The 17,212-nt window shown below is 71.7% G+C and carries 15 protein-coding genes and 2 tRNA genes; 4 read left to right on the top strand and 13 right to left on the bottom strand.

Features of this window, described 5'->3' with window-relative positions:
• Window positions 1–2: 2 nt before the first annotated feature.
• The 3 genes from PLL68_RS04430 (at window position 3) to PLL68_RS04420 (ending at window position 2,475) form a co-directional block, all read left to right on the top strand.
• Window positions 3–518 carry a DUF5709 domain-containing protein gene (locus PLL68_RS04430; protein ID WP_324532018.1) on the top strand — a complete coding sequence of 172 codons (516 nt, stop codon included), beginning with the start codon at window positions 3–5 and terminating at the stop codon, window positions 516–518.
• Entirely contained in the window at window positions 515–1,561 is a 1,047-nt protein-coding gene (locus PLL68_RS04425; protein ID WP_324532016.1) for an adenosine deaminase, read from the top strand. Before PLL68_RS04430 ends, PLL68_RS04425 begins: the two co-directional genes overlap by 4 nt.
• A 425-nt stretch (window positions 1,562–1,986) precedes the next feature.
• Window positions 1,987–2,475: a hypothetical protein gene (locus PLL68_RS04420; RefSeq protein WP_324532015.1), complete on the top strand. Its 489-nt coding sequence runs from the start codon at window positions 1,987–1,989 to the stop codon at window positions 2,473–2,475.
• A 340-nt stretch (window positions 2,476–2,815) separates the two neighbouring features.
• Here the strand turns inward: PLL68_RS04420 and PLL68_RS04415 are convergent, their stop codons facing one another.
• The 8 genes from PLL68_RS04415 to PLL68_RS04380 all read right to left on the bottom strand — a co-directional run bounded on the left by PLL68_RS04415 (window position 2,816) and on the right by PLL68_RS04380 (window position 7,030).
• Window positions 2,816–3,886, bottom strand: coding sequence for a UDP-N-acetylmuramate dehydrogenase (locus tag PLL68_RS04415; protein WP_324532013.1), 1,071 nt, complete (start codon window positions 3,884–3,886; stop codon window positions 2,816–2,818).
• On the bottom strand, window positions 3,886–4,308 hold the full coding sequence (locus PLL68_RS04410) for a MaoC family dehydratase (RefSeq protein WP_324532011.1): 423 nt from the start codon (window positions 4,306–4,308) through the stop codon (window positions 3,886–3,888). Before PLL68_RS04410 ends, PLL68_RS04415 begins: the two co-directional genes overlap by 1 nt.
• Before the next feature lie 2 nt (window positions 4,309–4,310).
• Window positions 4,311–4,760 (bottom strand): FAS1-like dehydratase domain-containing protein, encoded by a 450-nt coding sequence (locus PLL68_RS04405; RefSeq protein ID WP_324532009.1) that lies wholly within the window; start codon window positions 4,758–4,760, stop codon window positions 4,311–4,313.
• A gap of 146 nt (window positions 4,761–4,906) precedes the next feature.
• Window positions 4,907–5,074 (bottom strand): 50S ribosomal protein L33, encoded by a 168-nt coding sequence (gene rpmG, locus PLL68_RS04400; protein ID WP_324532007.1) that lies wholly within the window; start codon window positions 5,072–5,074, stop codon window positions 4,907–4,909.
• A gap of 121 nt (window positions 5,075–5,195) precedes the next feature.
• A tRNA-Met gene (locus tag PLL68_RS04395) sits at window positions 5,196–5,272 on the bottom strand.
• Window positions 5,273–5,321: 49 nt separating this feature from the next.
• Window positions 5,322–5,394 (bottom strand) — tRNA-Thr (locus tag PLL68_RS04390).
• Between the two features lie 47 nt (window positions 5,395–5,441).
• Window positions 5,442–6,233 carry a helical backbone metal receptor gene (locus PLL68_RS04385; protein ID WP_324532005.1) on the bottom strand — a complete coding sequence of 264 codons (792 nt, stop codon included), beginning with the start codon at window positions 6,231–6,233 and terminating at the stop codon, window positions 5,442–5,444.
• A 35-nt stretch (window positions 6,234–6,268) separates the two neighbouring features.
• Entirely contained in the window at window positions 6,269–7,030 is a 762-nt protein-coding gene (locus PLL68_RS04380; protein ID WP_324532003.1) for an SDR family NAD(P)-dependent oxidoreductase, read from the bottom strand.
• 43 nt (window positions 7,031–7,073) lie between these two features.
• On the opposite strand from PLL68_RS04380, the gene PLL68_RS04375 reads away from it, so the two are divergent.
• Window positions 7,074–7,871: a deoxyribonuclease IV gene (locus PLL68_RS04375; protein WP_324532001.1), complete on the top strand. Its 798-nt coding sequence runs from the start codon at window positions 7,074–7,076 to the stop codon at window positions 7,869–7,871.
• A 32-nt stretch (window positions 7,872–7,903) separates the two neighbouring features.
• On the opposite strand, the gene ilvA is transcribed toward PLL68_RS04375, so the two are convergent.
• The 5 genes from ilvA to icmF form a co-directional block, all read right to left on the bottom strand.
• Window positions 7,904–9,448, bottom strand: coding sequence for a threonine ammonia-lyase, biosynthetic (ilvA, locus tag PLL68_RS04370; RefSeq protein WP_324531999.1), 1,545 nt, complete (start codon window positions 9,446–9,448; stop codon window positions 7,904–7,906).
• A 55-nt stretch (window positions 9,449–9,503) separates the two neighbouring features.
• Window positions 9,504–13,112 carry an ATP-binding cassette domain-containing protein gene (locus PLL68_RS04365; protein ID WP_324531997.1) on the bottom strand — a complete coding sequence of 1,203 codons (3,609 nt, stop codon included), beginning with the start codon at window positions 13,110–13,112 and terminating at the stop codon, window positions 9,504–9,506.
• Window positions 13,113–13,187: 75 nt separating this feature from the next.
• Window positions 13,188–13,736 (bottom strand): Uma2 family endonuclease, encoded by a 549-nt coding sequence (locus PLL68_RS04360; RefSeq protein ID WP_324531995.1) that lies wholly within the window; start codon window positions 13,734–13,736, stop codon window positions 13,188–13,190.
• A 138-nt stretch (window positions 13,737–13,874) separates the two neighbouring features.
• A complete protein-coding gene (locus tag PLL68_RS04355) occupies window positions 13,875–14,147 on the bottom strand; it encodes a hypothetical protein (protein ID WP_324531993.1) in 273 nt (90 codons plus the stop codon).
• A 165-nt stretch (window positions 14,148–14,312) separates the two neighbouring features.
• Window positions 14,313–17,212 (bottom strand): fused isobutyryl-CoA mutase/GTPase IcmF (gene icmF / locus PLL68_RS04350; protein ID WP_324531991.1); only part of this gene is annotated, 2,900 nt, incomplete at its 5' end.

Below are 17,212 nucleotides of genomic sequence, written 5' to 3'. Positions count from 1 at the left end.
GCATGTCCGAACCCCAGGAAAGCCTGACCACCGACCTCGGCGCCTACAGCCTCGATGACGAGGACCAGCTGCAGCCCGGGGACACCTTGGACGACGACGACGTCGACGTCCTCGACCGCGGCTACTCCCCGCCGGACACCGACCGCGGGTCACGCGCCCACGGCGTCACGGCATCCGAACAGCACCGCGACGAGACCATCGAGCAGCGGATCGCCCAGGAGGTGCCGGACCCGACGTCTGCCTACGGTGCCCCCGACAACGAGTCGGGCCTGCACGAGCGGGACCGCATCGGCGGCGACGACCCCGACAGCATCGACGCCGAGGACGACTGGATCGGCGACGGCGAGGTCGGCGGGCTGCGGGCCGGTCGCCTCGTCGCCCCCGACCGCGGGGTGGGCGAGGACAGCGAGAGCCTCCTGATCGGCGAGGACGTCGGCATCGACGGTGCGGCCGCCTCGGCCGAAGAGGCCGCGATGCACGTCATCGAGCGACTGCCCGAGGACAGCGACTCCGAGTGAGCGAGGCGACCGCTGCGTCCCAGCGGTCCGTGACGGACCTGCCCAAGGCTCACCTGCACCTGCACTTCACCGGGTCCATGCGGGTGGAGACCGTCCGCGACCTCGCCGAGCAGCACGGCATCCGACTGCCTGCGGCCCTGACCCACGACTGGCCGCCGCACTTCGACGCCGCGGACGATCGCGGCTGGTTCCGCTTCCAGCGGCTGTACGACGCGGCCCGCGCGTGTGTGCGCGGGGAGGCCGACATGCGCCGGATCGTGCGCGAGGCGGCGCTCGACGACGGCGCTGAGGGGTCGCGCTGGCTCGAGCTGCAGATCGACCCGACGTCGTACGCGCCGTTCGTCGGCGGCATCACCCCGGCGATCGAGATCGTGCTCGACGAGGCCCGGGCGGTCTCCGCCGAGCCGGGGGCCGCGCAGGTCGGTGTCGTCGTGGCGGCGAGCCGGATGCGGCACCCGTTGGAGGCGCGGACGCTGGCCCGGCTGGCGGCGCGGTACGCGGGATCGGGGCCGGGCACCGTGGTCGGGTTCGGCCTCTCGAACGACGAGCGCCGCGGGGTGACGGCTGAGTTCGGGCCGGCCTTCGCGATCGCGGACCGGGCGGGGCTGGCCCTGCTCCCCCACGCCGGTGAGTTGCTCGGGGCGCAGGCCGTCGCCGAGACCCTGGACTCGCTGCGCCCGGACCGGCTCGGCCACGGGGTCCGCAGCGTGGAGGACCCGGCGGTGCTCGACCGGGTCGTCGCCGCGGGCGTGGCGCTCGAGGTGTGCCCCGGGTCGAACGTGGCCCTCGGGGTGTACGTGGACGCGCACGAGGTTCCGTTGCGACAGTTGCTGGATGCCGGGGCGACCGTTGCGCTCGGAGCCGACGACCCGGTGATCTTCGGGTCGCGGCTCGCGCAGCAGTACACGACCGCGCGCGAGGTGCACGGCATCGACGACGCCGGCCTGGCCGGGTTGGCGCTGGGGTCGCTGCGGGCCAGCCGGGCACCCTCGGACGTGGTCGCCGCGGCCGTGGCGGACGTCGATGCCTGGCTGCGCGGCTGAGGTAGCGCGGCGCGGCTGGGTCGGCGCGGCTGACGCGCTGCGGAGGGCGTGCCTGAGAGCCTGAGGGGGGTGGGGGCCAGGGGACGTCCGGATGCTTCACGTCGTGAGCCACCGCCTGGCCAGGCCATGCCCACGCTCGTGGCGCAGGCGGCCCCGGCCTGAAGGCTCCCGTTGTCCACAGGGATGCGGGGCGCGAGCACTTGTCCCCAGCCGTCGGAGTCGGTCTTCAGTCAGCGAGCCTCCATGGGCACGCTGGCGCCATGGATGATGCACGAGGACTACCGAACACGTGGGTGCCCGCCCTTCGCCGCGCCCGAACGTTCCTCACCGTGCAGGAGGAGGTGGGGTTGGCTCTGCGCGAGCATCGCCGGCGACTCGGCCTGAGTCAGCGTGCGTACGCGAAGCATCGGGGTCTGAGTCGCGCCATGCTCGCTCGACTCGAAGCAGGCGCCGGGCAGATGCGCCTCGACACGATCTCCGATGCTCTCGTCGGAACGGGCTTCATGCTGTGTGTCACGTTCTCGCAGAGCGAGCCCGATCCGTCCCCGGACGGCGGGGCATCGGGATGTTCCGCCACCAGCGACGATGAGCCGGAGCTTCAGGTGGTACCCCGGCGCGTCCCACCGGAGGCCTGGGCGCCGACCGACCTCGTGGCCGCGGTTCGCGGTGGCAGCCGCCGGTTCCCGGCCCACCGAAAGGTCTACGCGGTGACCAACCCGCCGCTGTGGTGGTGGATGCACGAGTTCTTCAACGGTCCGACCGAGAAGCCGAAGTGGTACGCACCCGTGCCACGTCCCGACCTCACTCTGCTCCTCGGCGACCTGGGTGACGACGACGAGGGGGATGACCACGGGGACAGCAGCCCCGACGACGCCGCGGCGGCTCCACACGGCGACGAACACGACGCGGCGTGATCGACAGCTCGCGCAACCCTCACCGCCACCCCACCATCCCTGCCCTCCCCTCTGGGACATCCCTGCCCTCCCCCGCGAACCATCCCCCGGATGGTTCAACGCCGCGGAGCAACCGTTGAGTGGCGCACTACTCGATCCACCCCCTGGATGGTTCGAGCACGGGGCGAGCGGGGCCCGTCTGGCTCACCACGCGATGCATCCAGGGATTGCTTCGCGTGGTGAGCCGGCGGGGCAGGTGGCTCACGATGTGAAGCATCCGGACGTCCCCCCACCAGTACCTGGCCCCGCTCTCAGCGGTCGCCGTTGCGGATGCCGCCCCACCGGTGTCAGCGCACCACCTTCACAGGCTGTGGCCGACGAACACCGGCTCGTTGACGAGGGTGACGCCGAAGACGTCGTGAACGCCGTCGCGCACCGTTCGCCCCAAGTCAGCGATCTCGGATGCCGTCGCCCCGCCCCGGTTCGTCACCGCGAGTGTGTGCTTGGTCGACAGCGCCGCGGGCCCGGGCATCCCGAAACCCTTGGTGAACCCCGCCCGCTCGATGAGCCAGGCGGCGCTGGTCTTCACCTGTCCGCCGGCATCCGGGTAGCGCGGCGGGGAGACATCAGCACCGAGGTGCTCGTGCACGCGCTCCTCCAGCGCCTCTAACTGTGCCGGGCTCAGCAGCGGGTTGGTGAAGAACGAGCCGCAGCTCCACGTGTCGTGGTCACCGGCATCCAGCACCATGCCGCGACGCCGCCGCTGCGCCAGCACCGCCTCACGCGCCTCGGCGAGCGGCACCCGGTCACCCACGGCGACGCCGAGCTGGGTCGCGAGATCGGCGTAGCGAACGGGCTGTGACAGCGTCCCCGGGATGAGCTGGAACATCACGTCGATGACGACGTAGCGGTCGGTCCCCTTGAACAGCGAGTGCCGGTAGCTGAACCGGCAGTCCAGCGACATCATCGTCCGCACCCGTCCTTCGAGGCGGTCCCACACGCGGACCCGGGCGATGGTCTGGGCGACCTCCTGCCCGTAGGCCCCGACGTTCTGCACGGGCGTGGCACCACACGACCCGGGGATGCCGGACAGCGCCTCGATCCCGGACCACCCCTCGTCGACGGCCCGGGCCACGACGTCGTCCCACGGCTCCCCCGCCGCGACGGTGACGTTGGCTCCGCCGCACTGGTCCAGCGAGTCGACGACCAGGCCCCTGGTCTCGACCTTGACCACGGTGCCGGCGAACCCGGCATCCGCGACGACGAGGTTGGAGCCGCCACCGAGCACGAGCAGCGGTTCGTCGGCGTCGTCCACCTCACGCACGGCGTCGACGAGCTCGTCAGGCGTCTCGACGACGACCATCCGGGCAGCAGGGCCGCCGACCCGCATCGTCGTGTGGGCGGCGATCGGTTCGTCGTGCAGCAGGCGCATCAGTCGAGCCGGACGACCGCGATGCAGCGGCCCAGCACCTTGTCACCGCCACACGTCGTCGTGACGTCGACGGTGACCCGCCCGGTGTCGGGGTCGACGGCCTTGACCAGTCCCTGCACCACGATCTCGTTGCCGTCGACGGGCACCTCGACGGGGCGGGTGAACCGGGTGCCGAACTCGACGACCCTGCCGGCATCCCCGGCCCAGTCGGCGACGACGGTGCCGGAGGCCCCCATCGTCCACATGCCGTGGGCGATGACGTCGGGCAGCCCGACCGAGCGGGCGAACTCCTCGTCCTGGTGGATGGGGTTCTGGTCCAGGGAGGCGTTGGCGTAGGCGACGAGGGTCTCGCGGGCCACGGGCACGGTCACCGGGCCGATGACGTCGCCGACGGCGACCTCGGACAGCGGGCGAACAGGCATGCTCACTCCTCCCCGCCGCGAACGACGATCGTGGACGTGGAGGTCGCGACGGCATCCCCGGCGGTCGTCGCGAGCTCGGTGCGGGTGGTGACCATCGAGTGGCCGCCGGCGGAGCGCACGGCATCCACCGTCGTGACGCCGACGAGCTCGTCCCCGGCCGTGATGGGTCGGTGGTGGACGAACCGCTGCTCGCCGTGCACGACCCGGCTGAAGTCGATCGCCGCCTCGGGGTCGGTGACGTAGGCGCGCTCGCTCTGCTGGGAGAAGCGCACGGCCATCGTCGGTGGCGCGATGACGTCGCCGTACCCGGCGGCCTGCGCCGCGGCGGCATCGGTGTGCACCGGGTCGGTGGACCCGACGGCTGCGGCGAACGCCGCGATGAGTGCCGCGTCGACGGCATACGGACCACTGGGCGGGTAGGTGCGCCCGGCGAAATCTGGGTTCACGGCCATGGCGACCACTCTAGGCCCGGCGTCGCAGCCGGGCGCGAGCCGACGCAGCCACGCGCACGTTCGCTGGCAGAAATGTCCGGAAAGAACGCCGAGAGGCCGCCAGCACCAGGTGGTGCAGGCGGCCTCTCGTGGCGGAACCGCTGAGGTCAGCGGGTCTCGCGGTGGGTCGTGTGGTGCTTGCAGCGCGGGCAGAACTTCGCCAGGTCGAGACGCTCGGGGTCGTTCCGGCGGTTCTTCTTGGTGATGTAGTTGCGCTCCTTGCACTCCGTGCACGCCAGGGTGATCTTGGGGCGGACGTCGGTGGCCTTGGCCATGGGGGCAACCTGCTCTCGGGAAAGTGATTCGATCGTCGGGCGTCGCGCGGAGGCACGATTGCACGCGCGTCACCAGCACAACAGGGTACGCGGCTTCGGGCATTCCCCGAAATCGCGGCCTTGGTAGCGGGAGCGGGGCTCGATCCCGCGACCTCACGATTATGAGTCGTGCGCTCTAACCAGCTGAGCTACCCCGCCAGGGGTTCGATCCGCAGCCAGCCACGAGGGCAGGCCCCGGCCGGACCGGAGCCCCCTGTCGGAATCGAACCGACGACCTTTTCCTTACCATGGAAACGCTCTGCCGACTGAGCTAAGGGGGCGTGCGCTACCAGCGGAGACCGCTGGGCGCCACGGAGACAGTACACGCTCAGGATCGGTCCAGTGAAATCCGCGCCTCGATGAGGGACGGGCCATACCAGGTGATGAGCCGGCCAGACACCAGTCGGGTCGGCAGTCGCTCGAACACCTCCGGCCCGTCAGCGGCCGTGAACACGTACGGCTCGTCCGGCAGGAGCACGAGGTCCGCCAGCGCAGGATCGTCGATGACCTCCGGTTCGAGGCCCGGATAGCGGCCGGTCACCCCGGCCGTCACGACCTGGAAACCGGAGCGCGCCAACAGGTCGGCCGTGAACGTCGGGCGCCCGATGACCATCCACGGATCACGCCAGATCGGCACGACGACCCGGGCGCTCGGGGCGGGCACCGGGCCACTCCAGGCCCGGTCCGCCTCCGCCAGCCAGGCGGGGTCCTCCCTCAGCCCGAGGACCTCGCGCAGCAGGCGCCGCATCGAGGTGATCGACGCGGGAACCGTCTCGATGTCGGTGACCCAGACGGGGATGCCGCGCTCACGCAACCGGCGCACGTCCAGTTCGCGGTTCTCCTCCTTGTTGGCCACGACGAGGTCGGGCTGCAGGGCGGCGATGGCCGCGAGATCCGGGTTCTTCGTGCCACGCACCCTCCCGACCCCGCGGGCGTCGAGGTCAGCGGGATGGGTGCACCAGTCGGTGGCACCGACGAGCCGGTCGGGCACCGTCACCGCGAGGGCCTCGGTCAGTGACGGCACGAGGGAGACGATGCGGTCGACGCGATCGGGCAGGGCGATGTCCTGACGGAGATCGTCACGCAGGGTGCGCCTCAGGCGCAGGTGACGACCCGGCATCCGACCCTCGCGACCCGGCATCCGTGAGGTGCGCGTCAGCGCGGCGCCATCCGCAGGGCGCCGTCCATGCGGATCGTCTCGCCGTTGAGGTAGTCGTGGTCGACGATCGCGAGCGCCAGCTTGGCGTACTCCTCGGGGCGCGCGAGGCGTTGCGGGAAGGGCACCCCGGCGGCCAGGCCGGCCCGGAACTCCTCGGACACGGTCGCGAGCATCGGGGTCTCGACGATGCCGGGGGCGATGGTGACGACCCGGATGCCGTACTGGGCGAGGTCACGAGCGGCCGGCAGCGTGAGCCCGACGATGCCACCCTTGGACGAGCTGTAGGCGGCCTGGCCGACCTGACCGTCGAAGGCGGCGATGCTCGCGGTGCTGATGACGACACCGCGCTGGCCGTCGGCGTCGGGCTCGGTCTGGGCGATGGCCTCGGCAGCCAGCGCCATGACGGTGAACGAGCCGACGAGGTTGATCTCGACGACCTTGCGGAACAGGGCGAGGTCGTGCACGCCCTTGCGCCCGAGGATGCGGGTCGACGGGCCGATGCCGGCGCAGTTGACGACGATGCGCAGCGGCTTTGCCGGATCATCGGATGCCGTGGCCACGGCCGCGCGGACCTCCTCCTCGGACGTCACGTCGGTGGGCACGTACTGCACCCCCTCAACCGCTGGGCCCGACTCGCACGCGGCGGGCAGGTCGAGGGCGATGACGCGGGATCCGGCGGCGGCGAGGGCGGCCGCGGTGGCGGCTCCGAGCCCTGATGCTCCTCCGGTCACGATGGCGGTGGTGTTCGCGGTCAGCATGGTCGCCATCCTGCCAGTCGGTGGCGCCCCCTACGGTGGTTCCATGTCACAACGCATCGGTGGGCACGTCGACAGCAGCGACCCCGTCGCGGAGGCACTCGCCCGTGGGGCGACCCTCTCGCAGATCTTCCTCGGCGACCCGCAGAGCTACAAGGGCCCGGTCGTGGCGTACGCCGGGGGCGCCCCTGCCCTCAAGGCTGCTGCCGAGGATGCCGGGGTCGACCTGTACGTCCACGCGCCGTACCCGATCAACGTCGCGTCGACGAACAACCGGGTGCGGATCCCGGGCCGCAAGCTCCTCCAGCAGCACCTGCACGCCGCCGCCGAGATCGGCGCCAAGGCGGTCGTCGTGCACGGCGGCCACCTCGGCAAGGACGAGGACGCTGCGGTCGGGTTCGACAACTGGCGCAAGTGCATCGACGGCCTCGACCTGCCGGTGCCGCTGCTCATCGAGAACACCGCGGGTGGGGACAACGCCATGGCCCGCCGGCTCGAGGCAATCGCCCGCCTGTGGGACGCCATCGGCGCGGCATCCGGCGGTGACCAGGTCGGGTTCTGCCTCGACACCTGCCACGCCCACGCCGGCGGCAACGACCTCGGTGACGTCGTCGATCGGGTGCTGGCCATCACCGGGCGCATCGACCTCGTGCACGCCAACGACTCGCGCGACACCTTCGACTCCGGTGCCGACCGGCACACCAACTTCGGGTCCGGGCTCATCGACGCGGGTGACCTCGCCGACGTCGTGCGAGCCGCTGGCGCACCGGTGGTCTGCGAGACCCCCGGTGGGGTCGAGGGGCAGGCTGCTGACATCGCCTGGCTGCGCGAACGCCTGGGCTGACGGGCCGTCGGGCTGGGCTGACGGGCCGTCGGCTACCTCAGGAACTGACGGTAGGCCGGGTTGTCGGTCTCGTCCCAGGAGCGGTAGCCCAGGGTCTCGCGGAAGGTGTCGAAGGCCGCGCGGTCGCTGGGCGGCACCTGCATCCCGACGAGCACGCGCCCGACGTCCGAGCCGTGGCCGCGGTAGTGGAACAGCGAGATGTTCCACCCCGGCGCCATCGCCGCGAGGAAACGCACGAGGGCACCTGGTCGCTCGGGGAACTCGTAGCGGTGCAGCACCTCGTCGTCGGCCAGGGTGGTGCGTCCCCCGACCAGGTGGCGCAGGTGCAGCTTGGCGAGCTCGTCGTCGGTGAGGTCCAGGGCCGGCAGCCCGGCATCCTCGAAGCCCTGCGCGAGGCGGCGGGCCTCGTCGCGGCCGCGGACCTGGAGCCCGACGAAGACGTGCGCAGTGTCGCTGTCGGCGATCCGGTAGTTGAACTCGGTGACCTCGCGCCCGGGCCCGATGACCTCGAGCAGCTTGCGGAAGCTCCCCCGCTGCTCGGGGATGGTCACCGCGAACACGGCCTCACGCTGCTCACCGATCTCGGCCCGCTCGGCGACGAAGCGCAGGCGGTCGAAGTCCATGTTCGCGCCGCAGGCCACGGCGACGTACGTGCTGCCGGCTGAGCCGGGGCGGGCGGCGTACTCCTTGAGGCCGGCGACGGCGAGGGCGCCAGCGGGTTCGAGGATGGCGCGCGTGTCGGTGAAGACGTCCTTGATGGCGGCGCACACGGCATCCGTGTCGACGCGGATCATCTCGTCGACGAACGCGCTGGCGACCCGGAAGGTCTCCTCCCCCACCAGACGCACCGCGGTGCCGTCGGAGAACAGCCCGACGTGCTCGAGCTCGACCCGGTGCCCGGCCTCGAGCGATCGGGCCATGGCGTCGGAGTCGTCGGTCTGCACCCCGATGACCTTGACGTCCGGGCGCAGCGCCTTGACGTAGGCCGCGATCCCGGAGATGAGCCCGCCACCGCCCACGGCGACGAACACGGCATCCAAGGGGCCGGTGACCTGTCGCAGGATCTCCATGCCGATGGTGCCCTGCCCGGCGATGACGTCGGGGTCGTCGAACGGGTGCACCATCGTCAGGCCGCGCTCGTGGGCGAGGGCGGCGGCGTGCGCCCCGGCGTCGGAGTAGGAGTCGCCGTGCAGGACGACCTCGACCCCGGCGGCGCGCACGGCATCCACCTTGAGCTGGGGTGTCGTCGTCGGCATGACGATGACGGCGTGGCAGCCGAGCACGGACGCCGCGCGCGCGACCCCCTGCGCGTGGTTGCCGGCGGACGCCGCGATGACCCCGGCGGCGCGGGCCTGCGGGCTGAGCTGAGCCATCGTGTTGTACGCGCCGCGGATCTTGAACGAGAACACCGACTGGAGGTCCTCGCGCTTGAGCAGCACCGTGCTGCCGAGGCGGGCGCTGAGGCCCGGCGCGGCATCCAGGGGGGTCTCGTCGACGACGTCGTAGACGCGCGACGTGAGGATCCGCTTGAGGTAGGCCGTGGCTTCGGCGTCGGTCAGGGGTCGGGTGTGCGGCACGGCGCAAGGGTAGCCGCGGCGGGTCAGGAGGGCGGATGCCGTTCGCCGCGCCCCCTCAGCCGGCGAGGTGGGCCCAGCGCTGTTCCAGAGCCGACCATGGCCCGACCTCGGCCACCCGGCCGTCGACGAGCACGACGACCCGGTCGGCCTGGGCGAGCGCGGCCCGCTTCGACGTGGCCCCGATGACCGTGGTGCCGCGGGCGCGCAGGGCGGACCACAGGTCGATCTCGGTGGTGGCGTCCAGGGCGCTCGACACGTCATCGGCCAGCAGCACCTCGGCCTCGGTGGCCAGTGCCCGGGCCAGGGCCAGCCGCTGGACCTGGCCCCCTGACAACCGCACGCCGCGGTGACCGACGAGCGCGTCGTGCCCCCCGGCATCCTCGACGTCGTCGCGCAGCCGGGCGTCGGCGATGGCCCGGTCGAGGGCGCGGCCGTGACCGAGCACGACGTTGTCGGCGAACGAGCCGGACAACACCCTCGGCACCTGCGAGACGTACGACACCTGGCCCGGCCGCAGGAAGACCTGCGCGTCGTGGACCTCGACCCCGTTCCACGTGATCGAGCCGGTGTGGTGGATCAGGCCGGCGAGGCCGCGCAACAGGCTCGACTTGCCCGACCCGACCTGCCCGAGGAGCAGCACGAGTTCACCGGCGCGGACCGTGAGGTCGACCCCCTCGACGCCGCGGGTGCCGTCGTCGTGGATGGCACCGACGTCGCGCAGTTCGAGCTCGCGCAGCGGGACGTGCTGCGGGGTGGGCGCTGCGGGTGCGGTGCCCTCGACGAGGTCGATGCCGGGCGGGAGGGCGACGAGGTCGACACCCCCGGCGAGGGCGCTCGTCGCCTTCTGCCAGGACCGGGTTCCCGGCGCCTCGGTGACGACGGCTCCGGCGACCCGGCCGAACCAGTCGAACCCGTTGACGGCACCCGAGACGAGGATCGCGGTGGCCAGGCTCCAGCGCCCGGAGGCGAAGGCCGCCCAGGCAGCGACCACCCCGATCTGCACCATGATCACCGGCACGCCGTCGAGGATGGCCTGCACCCGGTGCTCGAACACGGCCGCGTCGACCCGGCCGCTGTCGACCCGGCGCAGGTGGCTGCGGGCTGCGGGGGTGGCCGAGGCCAGCTTGATGGTCCGCGCGGATTCGAGGACGGACACCAGGGAGCGGCCGAAGGTGGCCCGGGCCGCGGAGGATTCGGTGGCCGAGCGCCCCGCGATGGGCCGCCCGACGGCCGAGGCGAGGGCCGAACCGACGAGCACCCCGAGCAGCACACCTCCGGCCAGTGCACTGCCGCCGAGGATCGCGGTGACGGCGACGACGGCGAGCCCGTTGAGGAAGTCGACCCAGCGGTCGGCGTAGAGGACGTAGCGGTCGGCATCCATCGCGCGGGCCACGACCTCACCGGGCGGCGTGCTCTCGAGCCGGTGCTGTCGCGTCTGCCCGATCAGGATCGACATGCGCACCCTCAGCAGCACCTCGACCCACCAGCGCGGGTAGCGCCGAATGGCCGCGGTCATGAGCAGCGGTGACGCGACGATGAACAGGGTCGCCAGGGCGAGGAGCACGACGGTACGGGTGTCCCAGCCTGCGCCGTCGGCCAGGTGCTCGACGACCAGGCCCCAGACGAGGCCGGTGGCGGCACCAAAGGCCCCGCCGAGCGCGGAGACGAGGAACAGCACCGCGGGCCAGATGCCCCATCGGGGGCGCACGAGCAGGGCGGTGACCACGCCTCGCGCCAACGACGGGCCGTGACCCGGGTCGGGCGCCTCGGGCGGCGGGCCGGTGCGGCGGGCGCCACCGACGATGGCGTCGGGCGCGTCCGAGGCCTCGGGGGCGTCGAGCGCGACGTCGCCGCCGGGATGCCGTGACGCGCCACCCTGCGCGGCGGTCCCCTTGAGTACCGGGTCGGCGCCTACCTCGGTGGCGGCCTCGGTGCCTGCCGCGGTGAGCAACCGGCGGAACGGGCCGTCGGTGGTGGCGAGCACGGAGCGCGGACCCTGCTGGACGACCCGGCCGTGGTCGAGCACCGCCACGAGGTCGGCTCGGGCCGTCGTGGTGAGCCGGTGCGCCACGAGGATGCCGGTGCGGCCGGTGAGCAGGCGGTCGGAGGCCATCACGACGAGGCTCTCGGTCACCGGGTCCATCCGGGCGGTGGCCTCGTCGAGCACGACGACGGCGACGTCGCGCACGAGGAGCCGGGCAAAGGCGACGAGCTGCTCCTCGCCCGCCGAGAGCGGGGTGCCCCCGGGGCCGAGCGTGGTGTCGAGGCCGTCGGGCAGGCCGTCGACCCAGTCGTCGAGGCCGAGTTCGGTGACGGCGGCGCGCACCGTCGAGGTGGGCACGTCGGCGAAGAGGGCGATGTTCTCGGCGAGGGTCCCGGCGAGGATGTCGGTGCGCTGGGTGACGACGCCGACGGCAGAACGCAGTGCGTGGACGTCGAGGTCGCACACGTCGACGCCACCGAGGAAGACCGACCCCAGGGGCGGGTCGGTGGCGCGCGACAGCAGCGCGGCCAACGTGGACTTGCCCGACCCGGATCGCCCGACGAGGGCGCACGTCCGGCCGGCGGGGATGTCGAGGCTGACGCCGTCCAGGGCGAAGTCCCCCTCGGCGTAGGAGAAGTGCAGGTCCCGGAACTCGACCCCGACGTTCCCGGCAGGAACAGGCCGACCGCCCTCGGGCTCAGGTGGCGACTCGAGCAGCTGCCGCAGGCGCGTGATGGCCCCGATGCCGGTCTGCAGCTCGGGCAGGTGGCGGGCCATCTGGTCGATCTGCCCGACGAACGTGCTCGTGACGAGGAACAGGGTGACCAGGCGGGCCACCGACAGGTCGTCGCTGATGACCAGTGCCACCCCTGCGATGCTCGTGCCCGCGAGCAACGAGTAGAGCAGGAGGCCGGTGCGCCGGGTGGCGCGGGCCTGCAGCGCCAGCAGCTCGTCGAACCGGCGGTGCACGGTTGCCGACAGGGTGCTGAGGCGCTGCACGACGTGGGCCTGGCCCAGGCTGGTGCGCAGGTCGTCTCGGGCGGAGACCCCCTCCTCGAGGGCTGCGGCATGGTCGGTCCAGGCGGCCTCTTCGACGACGGTCCGCTCCGCGATGGCCGGGAGCAGCCTGCGGATGATGGCGAACGCGGCCGCCCCAGCGACCGGGAAGAGGATCCAGGCCGGCCACCAGGTCAGACCAGCGACGATCCACATGGGGACGGCGGAGAACACGGTGCGCAGGGCGTCCCACACCTGGCGGCGCAGCATCGAGCCCACGGCGTGGGTGTCGTCATCGACCCGGTCGAGCACCTCCCCCACCGCCTGCTCACCGAGCGCCGACAGCGGTTGGTGAAGCGCGGCATCCACGAGATCCTCGCGCAGGCGACCCTCCGCGCGGTCGACCACCGAGGCCCACAGCGTGCGGCCCGCAGTGTCGAGGACGGCGGCACCGACGACGCACAGCGCCAGGAGACCGACGAGCCTGGTGGACGGGTTGGCCGCGAGCAGCCCGGCCACGACGGTGCCCAGAGTGCGTCCGATCGCCCCGATCGCGGATGCCGTGAGCGCCACGCCCGTGGTCCATGCGCGCAGGCGCGCGAGACCCACCTGTCTGCTGGCCGCGCGGGTCGGTGATGCGGGCTGGGCGACGGGTGTGCGGGTGTTCGTGGTGGCGGTGGACATCGTCAGCAACCTACGTCGCCGCCCTGACACGCCACGAACGGTTTTCCTCGCGGCCGGGGCGCGGAGCGCGAGGTGTCAGGCGATGAGCTCGGCTGGTCGGATGGTCACGGGGAACGGCAGGGTCGCCGACCAGCTCTGCTCACCGACGACGTGGGCAACCTCCACGTAGTGGCCTTCTCGCAGGTCCCACGCGGTGAGTGATGGCTGGAGCGGGTCGACGATCCAGAACGAGGGGCAACCGGCTCGCTCGAACCTCGGGAGCTTGAGGTTGCGGTCGACCATCCGGGTGCTCGGTGAGGCGACCTCGATGGCCAGCAGCGGGACGCCATCGAGGGTGGCACCGGTCGCCTGCGACCGACGCACGACGAGGAGATCCGGCTCGAGGACGGTGTCTGCGGCCAGCGTGACGTCGAGGGGTGCGAAGAACACCTCGAGCTCAGCGGGGCAGTTCGCCAGCAGAAGCTGCGCGAGCCGCATCACCATCCGTTGGTGAGGCACCCCCGGTGACGGCGTCACGACGAGGGCACCATCGAGCAGCTCGTGCCGGCTGCCGTCCGGCGGCAGGGAGTCACGCTCCTCACGGGTCCACACGCGGTCGTCGAGGACGAAGGTCATGGCGTCCATGGTGCTCCTCCCCCTTCATGAGCACCACCCTGCCCACCGTGGCAGGGAAAGACCCGGCGACGAGGTCGCCCTGAGGACGAGCGCGCGGTTGTGTCGTGGCTGTGGACAACGAGGGGTACGGGGACGTGCGACAGCCCTTCAGCTGCAGGCGTACGCCTGGAAGTCAGCCACCGACCCCGTGGTGTACACCTCTCGGTCAGGGTTCTCTTCGAATCCGGAACAGCGCACAGCGGCACGAACAGCCGCGCCACCCTCGCGATGCCGGTGCCCGTCGCCTGGCTCTTCGTGGTCATGGTTGACCTCCCCTCCACGCAAACCGACCGGCACCGCGACGACGTCCTCCAATCCCACGAGTGTGTCACCCAAGCTCACCCCGTCGGTCGACCATTTCTCCAGCCGCTTGATCCGCACGTCCCGCACGGTCCTCCGTCAGTACCGGCGGGCCGAACTCGTCAGTCGAGAGGAGGGGGTCGTGTCCAGGGCCCTTGCCCGATGAAAGGAATCCCTTGCGGCGGGCAAGGACTCTGGGCGAGGTACCTACCGGGGCTCCGCTGGCTACGGGCCGACGCGCGCCGGTCACACGTTGCGGCGGTACTGGCCTCCGACCTCGAAGAACGCCTCGGTGACCTGCTGCAGCGAACACACGCGAGCGGCATCCATGAGCACGGCGAAGACGTTCTCGCCCGACACCGCGGACGCCTTGAGCCGGGCCAACGCGACCTCCGCCTCGGTGCGGTGCCCCTCCCGGAACGACGTCACCCGGGCCAGCTGACCCTCCTTCTCCGCCTCCGACGCGCGGGCGAGCACGACCTCGCGAGGTGCCTCACCGGTGTCCGGGGCGATGAAGGTGTTGACGCCGATGATCGGCAGCGACCCGTCGTGCTTGCGGTGCTCGTAGAGCATCGACTCGTCCTGGATGCGCCCGCGCTGGTACCCGGTCTCCATGGCGCCGAGCACGCCTCCGCGCTCGGAGATCCGGTCGAACTCCGCGAGCACCGCAGCCTCGACGAGGTCGGTCAGCTCGTCGACGACGAAGGAACCCTGCAACGGGTTCTCGTTGACGGCCAGACCCCACTCGCGGTTGATGATCATCTGGATCGCGAGCGCCCGGCGCACCGACTCCTCGCTCGGGGTCGTCACCGCCTCGTCGAAGGCGTTGGTGTGCAGGCTGTTCGCGTTGTCGTAGATGGCCGTCAGCGCCTGGAGCGTGGTGCGGATGTCGTTGAAGTCCATCTCCTGGGCGTGCAGCGACCGGCCCGAGGTCTGCACGTGGTACTTCAGCTTCTGGCTGCGCTCGTTGGCGCCGTACTTCTCCTTCATCGCGATCGCCCAGATGCGGCGGGCGACGCGACCGATGACGGTGTACTCGGGGTCCATCCCGTTGGAGAAGAAGAACGACAGGTTCGGCGCGAAGTCGTCGATCGCCATGCCGCGCGCCAGGTACGCCTCGACGTAGGTGAACCCGTTCGCGAGGGTGAACGCGAGCTGGCTGATGGGGTTCGCCCCTGCCTCGGCGATGTGGTACCCGCTGATCGACACCGAGTAGAAGTTGCGCACCTCGTGGGCGATGAACCACTCCTGGATGTCGGCCATCATCCGCAGCGAGAACTCCGTGGAGAACAGGCAGGTGTTCTGGCCCTGGTCCTCCTTGAGGATGTCGGCCTGGACCGTGCCGCGCACCGTGGCCAGGGCACGAGCACGGATGCCGTCCGCCTCCTGCGCGCTCGGCTCCCGTCCGTTCTCGGTGGCCCACGCCTCGACCGCACGGTCCATGACGGTGTTGAGGAAGAACGCGAGGATCGTCGGGGCCGGGCCGTTGATCGTCATCGAGACGCTCGTGGTCGGTGACGTGAGGTCGAACCCGGCATACAGCTCGCGCATGTCGTCCAGGGTCGCGACCGAGACGCCCGAGGTGCCGACCTTGCCGTAGATGTCGGGGCGCCGGTCGGGGTCGCGGCCGTAGAGGGTGACCGAGTCGAACGCGGTGGACAGGCGGGTCGCGGGCTGCCCCTGCGAGAGCAGCTTGAAGCGGGCGTTGGTGCGGAAGGGGTCGCCCTCGCCGGCGAACATGCGGGCCGGGTCCTCGTTGTCGCGCTTGAACGGGAAGACCCCGGCGGTGAACGGGAAGTACCCGGGCAGGTTCTCGCGGCGCAGGAAGCTGACGAGGTCGCCGTCGTCGGAGTAGCGCGGCAGGGACACCCGACGGATGTGGTTGCCGGACAGCGATTCCTTGACCAGTGCGGTGCGGAGCTCGCGGTCGCGGATCGTCACGACCTGCTCGTCGCCCGAGTAGGCCTCGACGACCGAGCTCCACCCCGCGAGCTGGCGCGCCACCGACAGCGGCAGGTCGTCCTGGGCGCTGGAGAGCAGCGCGTCGACGCCCGAGCGGTCGGACCCGGCCCGGGCGAGGGCGGCCCCGACCTCGGTGAGGCGCTGCACGCGGCGGGCGGCCTCGGCGAACCGCTGGGTGTCCTCGTGGAACTGGCGCACGGTCTCGGCGATCTCGGCGAGGTAGCGCACCCGCTGCGGCGGCACGACCTGGCGCAGCACCGAGGAGTGCCGCACCGACACCGCCGGCAGCGCACCCTCGGCGACCTCGAGCCCGTGGGCCGTGAGCTGGTCGCGCAGCTCCTGGTAGAGCGCGGTGACGCCGTCGTCGTTGAACGTCGCGGCCGAGGTGCCGAACACCGGCATGTCCTCGGGCTTCTTGCCGAACGCCTCCCGGTTGCGCACCATCTGGCGGCCGACGTCGCGCAGCGCGTCCATCGCCCCGCGGCGCTCGAACTTGTTGATCGCGACGACGTCGGCGAAGTCGAGCATGTCGATCTTCTCGAGCTGGCTGGCGGCACCGAACTCGGGCGTCATGACGTAGAGGTTGACGTCCGCGAAGGAGGTGATCGCGGCATCCCCCTGCCCGATGCCGGGGGTCTCGACGATGACCAGGTCGAAGCCGGACGCCTTGAGGATCGTCAGCACGTCGCCGAGCGCCTCGGGCACCTCGCGGCCACCGCGGGTGGCGAGCGAGCGGAAGTAGACCCGGTCACCGTCGAGGGAGTTCATCCGGATGCGGTCACCGAGCAAGGCTCCCCCACCGCGGCGGCGGGTCGGGTCGATGGCGACGCACGCGATGCGCAGCTTGTCCTGCTGGTCCACGCGAAGGCGGCGCACGAGCTCGTCGGTCAGGCTCGACTTGCCCGACCCGCCCGTACCGGTGATGCCGAGCACCGGGGTCCGGCGGCCGGATGCCGCCCGCTCGAGTTCCGCGCGCATCTCACCGGTGAGGTGGCCGGTCTCGGCCGCGGTGATGGCCCTGGCCACGGCAGCCCGTTCGCCGGTGAGGACGGCGGGCACCGACGGCGGCGACACGGCATCCAGATCGACGTCACACGCGGCGATGACCTGGCTGACCATGCCGGGCAGGCCGAGGCGCTGGCCGTCCTGCGGGCTGAAGATCGTCACCCCGGCGGCACGCAGGC

This window comes from Ornithinibacter sp. (assembly GCF_035443565.1).
In the GTDB taxonomy this organism is placed as follows: Bacteria; Actinomycetota; Actinomycetes; order Actinomycetales; family Dermatophilaceae; genus Fodinibacter.
This window is presented reverse-complemented; position numbering and strand designations above follow the sequence as displayed.

Coding starts and splice junctions, on each gene's coding strand:
- PLL68_RS04430 (WP_324532018.1), top strand. CDS start 3: ATGTCCGAACCCCAGGAAAGCCTGACCACCGACCTCGGCGCCTACAGC.
- PLL68_RS04420 (WP_324532015.1), top strand. CDS start 1,987: ATGCTCGCTCGACTCGAAGCAGGCGCCGGGCAGATGCGCCTCGACACG.
- PLL68_RS04415 (WP_324532013.1), bottom strand. CDS start 3,886: ATGCGCCTGCTGCACGACGAACCGATCGCCGCCCACACGACGATGCGG.
- PLL68_RS04410 (WP_324532011.1), bottom strand. CDS start 4,308: ATGCCTGTTCGCCCGCTGTCCGAGGTCGCCGTCGGCGACGTCATCGGC.
- PLL68_RS04405 (WP_324532009.1), bottom strand. CDS start 4,760: ATGGCCGTGAACCCAGATTTCGCCGGGCGCACCTACCCGCCCAGTGGT.
- rpmG (WP_324532007.1), bottom strand. CDS start 5,074: ATGGCCAAGGCCACCGACGTCCGCCCCAAGATCACCCTGGCGTGCACG.
- PLL68_RS04385 (WP_324532005.1), bottom strand. CDS start 6,233: ATGCCGGGTCGTCACCTGCGCCTGAGGCGCACCCTGCGTGACGATCTC.
- PLL68_RS04380 (WP_324532003.1), bottom strand. CDS start 7,030: ATGCTGACCGCGAACACCACCGCCATCGTGACCGGAGGAGCATCAGGG.
- PLL68_RS04375 (WP_324532001.1), top strand. CDS start 7,074: ATGTCACAACGCATCGGTGGGCACGTCGACAGCAGCGACCCCGTCGCG.
- PLL68_RS04365 (WP_324531997.1), bottom strand. CDS start 13,112: ATGTCCACCGCCACCACGAACACCCGCACACCCGTCGCCCAGCCCGCA.
- PLL68_RS04360 (WP_324531995.1), bottom strand. CDS start 13,736: ATGGACGCCATGACCTTCGTCCTCGACGACCGCGTGTGGACCCGTGAG.